Below are 8,061 nucleotides of genomic sequence, written 5' to 3'. Positions count from 1 at the left end.
GCGCAGATTCGACCATCCGGATGATCTGCGAAAGCACTGTCGCGCCGCCCACTGCGGTGGCACGCAGCGCAAGCGCTCCCTTCTGATTTACCGTCCCGCCGACAACAGTGCTTCCGGTCGTCTTGCGTACCGGGATTGGCTCGCCGGTCATCATGGATTCATCAACGTAGCTTTCGCCCTCAATGACCTCCCCGTCGACCGGTATCCGTTCGCCAGGGCGCAGTTCCACAATATCGTCGTGCGCGACATCGGAGGTTGCGATCTCGACAGTCTGCCCGCTGCGCCGGACACGGGCAGTACGGGCCTGCAGTTGCACAAGCCGCTTGATGGCTTCTGACGTCTTGCCCTTTGCTTTCGCCTCAAGATACCGGCCGAGAAGGATCAGGGTGACGATGACAGATGCAGCTTCGTAATAGACATTCACCGTTCCGGCGGGCAGCAGGGACGGAAGGAAAGTTGCGACGACCGAATAGGCGTAGGCCGCCATCGTACCGACTGCGACCATCGAATTCATATCGGGCGCGAGGCGGAACAGAGCCGGAAACCCTTTCTGGTAGAATCGAAGGCCAGGAAAGAACAACACCAGAGTCGTGAGCGCGAACTGAAAGTACCAGCTTGTCTGTGTTCCGACAGTCTGCATGACCAGATGGTGGACAGCTGGGATGAGGTGTGAGCCCATTTCCAGCAGGAAAACCGGCAGTGTCAGAATGCCCGCGACCAAAAGGTCGTGCTTCAGGCCTGCCCGCTCTGCGTCCTTGCGTGCGCTTGCTTCGGCTTCGGCGGCTCCGGTGTCCCCGATCAGGGCTGCATCATAGCCCGCATTTTCCACCGCTTTCACAAGGTCTTCCGGGGATGCTGTCCCTTCGACCGTCGCCCGCTCGGTTGCGAGGTTGACATGCGCAAAACGGACACCTTTGACACCCGCGAGCGCACGCTCAACCCGACCAACGCATGAAGCACAGGTCATGCCCTCAATCGACAGTTCGGTGTTGGCCAATGGCACGCCATAACCGATATTCTCAACGGTCCTGACCAGAAGATCATATGTCACAGGATTGGAAAAACGGACTTCTGCCTTCTCTGTGGCAAGGTTCACATGTGCCTGTGATACGCCCGGGACCGCCTGAAGCGCCCGCTCTACCCGCCCCACGCAAGATGCGCAGGTCATCCCTTCAATCGGCAATACCACCGTCTGGGCGGTTGATGTCTCCGCCTTCATCTGAACGTTCATGTGGTATCTCCTTCATGCCGCGAATCGTGCGCCTCGCATTTGTGGCGGTTCCAACGGTGTCAAGGTCAACCTATTTTCTCATATTTTTTCGCATGGGCCCTCTTGACCTTCCAACGGTGGAAAGCCCCATATCGCTTGGCATGAGTGGCACAAAGGAGGTTCTCATGCAGCTCCACATCCGGAACATGACCTGCGGCGGCTGTGCACGTGGCGTCACCAAGGCCGTTGAATCAGTGGATCCGCAAGCGCAGGTGAAAGTTGATCTGCAAAAGCGGAACATCGACTTTGCATCGTCTCAACCGGCCAGTGCTTTCGTGGCGGCGCTCTCGGCGGCCGGCTATACCGCAGTGGCCTCGGCCTGACGCGACACCCTTGAAATCGAGATGCCGGGCGACGCAGTTGCCGGGCATCTCTTTTGCGATCACACTTTTCCGCAGATGCGGGGGAGAATAACGCCGTACAAGGGTGCCGTTCTGTAACAGCAGGGTGGTCGCCCTTTGTTTTGTTACATGGTGGCGTCGTCGTCCTTCTCTTTCACTTTCGCCCGGAATTTGCCCATGCCCCCATCTGATCAGAACCACCATGAGCCCCATGCGCATGCCCACCCGCCGGGAGGTCACCACCACCATCATGTCGGGCACGCAGTCAAAAACCACGGTCCGCAGCCCGCTGGTACGGTCTGGACCTGCCCGATGCACCCTGAGATCCGTCGTGACGGGCCCGGCAGCTGCCCAAAATGCGGGATGGCGCTGGAGCCGTTGATTGCCAGCGGCGAGACCGGCCCCTCCGCCGAGCTCGTTGACATGACGCGGCGGTTCTGGATCGGCCTTGTGTTGGCGCTGCCGGTGTTTTTCCTCGAGATGGGCAGCCATCTTGTTCCCGGGCTGCATCATCTGGTACCCCAGTCCTATTCGATCTGGATCCAGTTGGTGCTCGCAACGCCGGTGGTTCTGTGGTGCGGCTGGCCCTTCTTCGCACGGGGCTGGGCCTCGATCGTCAATCGAAGCCTGAACATGTTCACCCTGATCGCGATCGGCACCGGTGCGGCCTGGATCTACAGCATGGTCGCTGCCCTGTTTCCCAGCGTCTTCCCGGCGACATTCCGGGCGGCGGATGGTTCGGTCGATGTCTATTTCGAAGCGGCCGCCGTCATCACGGTTCTGGTCCTTCTGGGGCAGGTTCTTGAACTCAGGGCGCGCGAGCAGACATCGGGTGCTATCCGGGCGCTGATGGATCTGGCCCCCAAGACGGCGCGGCGGATCGCGCCCGATGGCAGCGAGGAAGACGTGGGACTCGATCAGGTGGTGATCGGTGATCTGCTGCGCGTCCGCCCCGGCGAGGCGGTGCCGGTCGATGGTGCGGTGGAAGAGGGCCGGTCTTCGCTGGATGAATCGATGATCACCGGCGAATCCATGCCCGTGACCCGGACAGTCGGCGACCATGTCACTGGCGGCACGATGAACCAGACCGGGGCGCTCGTGATCCGTGCTGAGCGGGTCGGGCAGGACACCATGCTGTCGCGTATCGTGCATATGGTCGCGGATGCACAGCGATCACGCGCCCCGATCCAGCGTATGGCCGATCAGGTTTCGGGCTATTTCGTGCCAGTGGTCATCGCCATCGCGCTGCTGGCCTTTGCCGCCTGGGCAGCCATTGGCCCCGAGCCGCGGTTCGCCCATGCACTGATCGCTGCGGTGGCCGTGCTCATCATCGCCTGCCCCTGCGCCCTCGGCCTTGCAACGCCGATGTCCATCATGGTCGGCGTTGGTAAAGGAGCGGGTGCGGGAGTTCTGATCCGCGATGCGGAAGCGCTGGAGCGGATGGAGAAGGTCGATACGCTGGTCGTAGACAAAACCGGCACCCTGACCGAAGGCAAGCCGGCGGTGACCGGGATCGTCGCCGCTCCGGGCTTCGCCGAGGCGGATATCCTGCGGCTGGCGGCAAGTGTCGAGGCCGTGTCCGAGCATCCACTCGCCCTTGCCATCGTCGCGCGCGCCGAGGCCGCCGGGGTCAGTATCCCTAAAGTTGCGGATTTCGACTCACCCACAGGCAAGGGCGCTTCGGGAACAGTGGACGGGCAGCGCGTCTTCCTCGGCAATGCCGCATTTCTGGCCGAGAACGGGGTGGATGCATCGCCGCTAAGCTCCGAAGCCGATGCGCTGCGCAAGGATGGAGCGACAGCGATCTATATCGGCGTCGACAGCCGTGCCGCCGGGATCTTTGCCATTGCCGATCCTGTCAAGGAGACCACACGAGCCGCGCTGAACGCACTGCACGAGGAGGGGATCCGCATCGTCATGCTGACCGGTGACAACCGGACCACGGCCGAAGCGGTTGCCCGGCAGCTCGGGATCGACGAGGTGGAGGCCGATGTCCTGCCCGATCAAAAGAGTGCGGTGGTCAATCGCCTGCGGGCCGAAGGGCATGTCGTCGCAATGGCCGGGGATGGTGTGAACGACGCGCCCGCCCTCGCCGCAGCTGATGTCGGCATTGCTATGGGACAGGGCACGGATGTCGCCATCGAGAGTTCGGGCGTGACCCTCCTCAAGGGGGACCTGATGGGGATCGTGAAGGCGCGCCGTCTGTCGCAGGCGGTGATGCGCAATATCCGGCAAAACCTTGTCTTCGCCTTCATCTACAACGCTGCGGGCGTGCCGCTGGCGGCGGGGGTGCTCTATCCGCTGTTCGGCCTTCTGCTGTCGCCGATTGTCGCGGCGGCGGCGATGGCGCTCTCTTCGGTCAGCGTGATCGGTAACTCGCTGCGGCTGCGTTCAAAGCGGTTTTGATCGCAGAAAAACCAGCGCGGACCGGGGTGAACCGGTCCGCTGTCTCTCTCAAGGCGCGGAAGACGTCCGTACCTTTGCTTCGGTCAAATAGTTTTGCCGGATTGAAGGCAGTGGAAAAGCTCCCGACACTTCATTCGATCCCGTTTTCTCTCTGCACCTCGCGCACATAGGCGATAATATCTGAAACCTCGGCTTCAGAGAGCCCCGGTTGTGGCGGCATGTTCCCGAACCGCCAATGGTGAGCACGCACACCATTGGACACCGCGAGTTGGAACGCATAATCGCCGTGATGAGGCGGTTCATAGATGCGATGGATCAGGGGCGGACCAGCATCCGTCCCGGCCCCGTTGACGCCATGACAGGCGGCACAGGTGCTGTCGAAGGCGGTGCCCCCCCGTGCAGCAGCCTCCGAGAATTGGGCCGGCACCCGGACGCCTGTCGCTGTGGCTGCGGTCGGTGCGGTGGTGGCATCCGGTTCGCGGCCTACCCAGAATGTGGCTCCGACTACGGCAAGTATGAGGCCTGAGAGGACCCACGGCATTTTTTGTGACTTCATATCCAGTTTCCGTTTAAGGTTCATTGCGCCGGATTTGCCCGACACAGCCGGGCCCTCGCCGAGGCTGATGCGATCTGTTTGCGTCCGACGACCGTCTAGTTATTCAACGCCTGATACCCGGCGCTGATACTTGGCCTCACGCTCTGGCCATGTGCTTTTGATGAATGCCAGCACCGCTTCCATGTCCTCGGGCGTCAGGGCACCCGCGAAGCCTGGCATGTCGCTTTCGTAGCCGTCTCCGACGACAGCGGCGGTGCCGAGCGCGATGATGGAGAGCAGCAAGGCATCGGAATGATGCCAGCTATGCCCGGTCTCATCATGTGGCGGAGCAGGCAGGCGGCCGTTGGCGGCAGGGCTTTGCCAGTCCGGCTGGCCTTCAAGCTGCGCGCCATGGCAGGGCGCGCAGTTTGCAGCATAGACCTGCCGCCCGCGCGACACAGCCGGGTCTGGCCGTGCGCCGGGATCCCAAAAGACCCCGACCCCGGCCAGAATGCCCAGCAGCGCAGCCCCGCCAATCAGACGATGACGCCTCACGCCTGGATCGAGAATGCCGTCATCATGCCTGTCGCCAGATGCGGCATGTGGTGGCAATGCAGCATCCAGTTCGCGGCCTCACCGGCGTCGACGGCAACGGTCACCATCGACATCGGCGGAACATAGACCGTGTCGCGTCGTGCACCCGCCATCCGCCGCCCGTTGACCTCTACGACCTGGAAGCTGTGGCCGTGCAGATGCATCGGGTGACCCATCATCGACATATTGTGGAACATCAACTCGACGCGTTCACCGCTTCTGGCGCCAATCAGGCGGTGATCGCCCCACACCGCGCCATCTATGGTCCAGCGATAGGGCTGCATGCTTCCGCCCAGCATCACCATATGGCTGCGATCGACCGACCGGGACGGCAGGGCATCACGGGCAAGCAGTTGACCTTCCTGCGCCAGATCCACGTCGAAGGCTGCGGCTTCCGTCTCGCCCGTTCCGGCGATCCGGCTGATGCTGGCCCCCGGGGCGGCGAGCACAATGCCGGTGCGCTCGCGTGCACCCTCCCTCAACGCAAGGATCGGCCAGGCCGCGTTTTCACCGGGCAGATCCAGCTCGATATCAAGGCGTTGGCCCATGGCCACGCCAAAACTGGTTCCCGCGCGCGGCCGGATTTCATGGCCATCGACCGCCACCAGCCGCCCTGCGACAGTGCCTGTGTCAATCCAGAAGACGGTTGCGGCTGCGCCGTTGATGATCCGCAACCTTACCCTGCCACCGCGCTCGACCTGGATGATTTCGGGATCGGCAAGCGTGCGGTCATTGGCCAGATAGGCATCCCAGTCATAGTCGTTGAGATCCATCTCCATACCGGACATGCCACCATGCTGCATGTCCGCCATGGTGCCATGTCCCATGGAACTGTGGTCCATCCCCTGCATTGGCGCCGGCGCAGCGCCGCCATGACCCTCTGCGTGACCGCCTCCGTGACTGACTCCATGTCCGCCGGTGATTTCCGCCATGACCTCTTCGGGGGACTTGAACGAGAAATCATGCAGCAGGATCACAACCTCCTGCCTGTCGGCACGGACATCTTCGGGGCGGCGCACGATCAACGGCGCTGCAAGCAACTGCATTTCTTGGATCGGGATATGACTGTGCATCCAGTGGGTTCCTGGCTGCGGCGCAAAGTCGTAACTCCGCTTCTCGCCGGGCGAGAGCGCTGCCATCGGCGCGTCCGGCACCCCGTCCTGTGCATTCGGAGGGATCTGTCCGTGCCAGTGGATCATCGTCGGCACCGGCAGATCGTTGCTCAGATCCACCCTGAAGCGCTCGCCGGGGTTCAGAACAAGGCCTGAGCCCTGCGGCCCGGTCAGGCCAAAGACCGTCGCCGCGCGCCCGTTGATGTCCAGGCTTCGCGTGGTCGCAGAAAGCCCGAGAGCGGTCTCCCCTTGCGCAAAGGCGCGGGAGTTGAATTGAAATGCGGCTGCCATGGCAGCACCTGCGGCAAGGAAGCCGCGTCTGGATACGAAAGGCATGATCTCTCCTCGGGATGTGATCCCGCTTTGCAAGAAAGGGAAAACGGCAGGAATCCCCTGCCGGTCACTCACAGGAGAGAGGAAATGGGAGGGCGACTATCCTCATCGGGAAGGGTTTCCCGGAAGTCGGCGCCGGGCCCCGCGACATATACATCGGTCCTCGGGGCGTATTGCGAAGCATCGGCCAGAACAGGGAAGGGGACCGGGAGCCCGGCGCATACCGCCTTGCACAGGGACACACCGACATTGCAGTCGCTTTGGTCGTCACAGAGCACCGCAGTGCTGCCGAAATGACCTTCCTCATACAGTGCCATGTGGTGATCGGTGTTGTCGGACATGCGGAGCTCATGCGCAGTCGCCGCGACGGGTGAGAGCACAAGAGAGAGCCAGGCAGCAAGGATCAAGACCAAGCGAAGCATGCCATCATGGTAGTTTTCCACTGCCACCTTGTCCATGCGACACTGCCGCCCTGCCGCACACTATAAAGCGAGGAGTCTATGACCGCGTCAGAGCGGCAGTTCAGAGGTGAGCTAGATCTTTTGCATAGGGATGTCGGATTTTACATTCTGAACACCCTTGATCCGGGTCAGATGATCGATCTGGAACTGCCGATAGTCATCGAGATCGCGGGCCACAACGCGCAGCAGAAAGTCGCAATCGCCCGCCATCAGGTGGCACTCGACAATTTGCGGCAGGGCGCTGACGGCATTGGTGAAGTGGTTGACGGTTTCGACATCCTGCCCGGTCAGCCAGACACGGGCGAAGACCGTCATACCCATCCCGATTTCCGCCGGGTCAAGTACCGCGACGTAGCGCTGAATGACACCAGCTTCTTCTAGCGCCTTGACGCGCCGCAGACAGGGCGAGGGCGAAAGCCCGACCTGGGCTGCCAGTTCGATCTTCTGCATCCGACCATCTTTCTGCAATGCGCGCAGAATACGTCGGTCTGTTTCGTCTAGTCTGGTCATGGAAGAGGCGGCGGCGGGAATCTGAACAGCCGGGATAAGTGGATTTTCCGCGTAACGGCAGCATGATGCTGCGAGCGAGGAGAAGACCAAGGCAAGACGACCGCGCCGGAACCACAGCCCGGCTTTCAAGGCGAAAGTAGCGGTAGCCGCGATCAAGGGCGAGAAGACCATGATCGAGCTGGCGCAGGAGTTCGACGTTCACCTGAACCAGATCAAACGGCCATAGCCTTCAAGCTGATGATGTCGGCCCAGAAGAAATGGCGAAAACTCGACGGCCACCACCGCCTCCCAGAAATCATACAGGGGGTTGAGTTCCGCGACGGCCTCCGTCAACTTCAAACCGCCGCCTGATCAAGCGTCACCAACTTTCGACCATAGCTCAGCGAAAATTCCGCTACACATCGGGCCGCCAAGATCCGATGAATGGATCTGGCACTCACTGATGTGAGTTCATAATTCTTATGATGGCCGGGCCACGTTAGAAGCCATGCGCAGAGGA

At 61.7% G+C, this 8,061-nt stretch carries 8 protein-coding genes and 2 pseudogenes; 4 read left to right on the top strand and 6 right to left on the bottom strand.

Annotation, left to right across the window (positions count from 1 at the left end):
• On the bottom strand, positions 1-1,231 hold a 1,231-nt coding region (locus CN97_RS18735; protein ID WP_035714815.1), incomplete at its 3' end, for a heavy metal translocating P-type ATPase.
• Between the two features lie 164 nt (positions 1,232-1,395).
• Here CN97_RS18735 and CN97_RS18730 point away from each other — a divergent pair.
• Entirely contained in the window at positions 1,396-1,593 is a 198-nt protein-coding gene (locus tag CN97_RS18730; RefSeq protein WP_035714813.1) for a heavy-metal-associated domain-containing protein, read from the top strand.
• A 195-nt stretch (positions 1,594-1,788) separates the two neighbouring features.
• Entirely contained in the window at positions 1,789-4,017 is a 2,229-nt protein-coding gene (locus CN97_RS18725) for a copper-transporting P-type ATPase (RefSeq protein WP_140418256.1), read from the top strand.
• Between the two features lie 130 nt (positions 4,018-4,147).
• On the opposite strand, the gene CN97_RS18720 is transcribed toward CN97_RS18725, so the two are convergent.
• From CN97_RS18720 to CN97_RS21290, 5 genes are all read right to left on the bottom strand, one after another.
• Positions 4,148-4,618 (bottom strand): c-type cytochrome, encoded by a 471-nt coding sequence (locus CN97_RS18720; RefSeq protein ID WP_248700129.1) that lies wholly within the window; start codon positions 4,616-4,618, stop codon positions 4,148-4,150.
• Positions 4,619-4,672: 54 nt separating this feature from the next.
• The gene (locus CN97_RS18715) at positions 4,673-5,107 is read right to left on the bottom strand and encodes a c-type cytochrome (protein WP_035714805.1); all 435 of its coding nucleotides are present in this window, start codon (positions 5,105-5,107) and stop codon (positions 4,673-4,675) included.
• The gene (locus tag CN97_RS18710) at positions 5,104-6,594 is read right to left on the bottom strand and encodes a multicopper oxidase family protein (RefSeq protein WP_035714802.1); all 1,491 of its coding nucleotides are present in this window, start codon (positions 6,592-6,594) and stop codon (positions 5,104-5,106) included. Before CN97_RS18710 ends, CN97_RS18715 begins: the two co-directional genes overlap by 4 nt.
• Positions 6,595-6,662: 68 nt before the next feature.
• Positions 6,663-7,049, bottom strand: coding sequence for a hypothetical protein (locus CN97_RS18705; RefSeq protein WP_035714800.1), 387 nt, complete (start codon positions 7,047-7,049; stop codon positions 6,663-6,665).
• A gap of 75 nt (positions 7,050-7,124) precedes the next feature.
• Entirely contained in the window at positions 7,125-7,562 is a 438-nt protein-coding gene (locus CN97_RS21290) for an Lrp/AsnC family transcriptional regulator (RefSeq protein WP_035714825.1), read from the bottom strand.
• A gap of 91 nt (positions 7,563-7,653) precedes the next feature.
• Between CN97_RS21290 and CN97_RS21285 the strand changes: the two are divergent.
• Together CN97_RS21285 and CN97_RS20820 are read left to right on the top strand one after the other, a co-directional pair.
• Positions 7,654-7,776: pseudogene (locus CN97_RS21285) on the top strand (IS3 family transposase); the annotation flags it as partial.
• Between the two features lie 5 nt (positions 7,777-7,781).
• Positions 7,782-7,913 (top strand): annotated as a pseudogene (locus CN97_RS20820) (IS256 family transposase); the annotation flags it as partial.
• Positions 7,914-8,061: the final 148 nt, after the last annotated feature.

Source organism: Haematobacter massiliensis, assembly GCF_000740795.1.
Taxonomy (GTDB): domain Bacteria; phylum Pseudomonadota; class Alphaproteobacteria; order Rhodobacterales; family Rhodobacteraceae; genus Haematobacter; species Haematobacter massiliensis.
The sequence above is the reverse complement of the archived record's forward strand: the minus strand, read 5'-3'. Positions and strand labels throughout refer to the sequence as shown.

Excerpts from the sequence above, each read along its gene's own strand:
- CN97_RS18730 (WP_035714813.1), top strand. The coding sequence starts at position 1,396 with ATGCAGCTCCACATCCGGAACATGACCTGCGGCGGCTGTGCACGTGGC.
- CN97_RS18710 (WP_035714802.1), bottom strand. The coding sequence starts at position 6,594 with ATGCCTTTCGTATCCAGACGCGGCTTCCTTGCCGCAGGTGCTGCCATG.
- CN97_RS18705 (WP_035714800.1), bottom strand. The coding sequence starts at position 7,049 with ATGGACAAGGTGGCAGTGGAAAACTACCATGATGGCATGCTTCGCTTG.
- CN97_RS21290 (WP_035714825.1), bottom strand. The coding sequence starts at position 7,562 with ATGACCAGACTAGACGAAACAGACCGACGTATTCTGCGCGCATTGCAG.
- CN97_RS18725 (WP_140418256.1), top strand. The coding sequence starts at position 1,789 with ATGCCCCCATCTGATCAGAACCACCATGAGCCCCATGCGCATGCCCAC.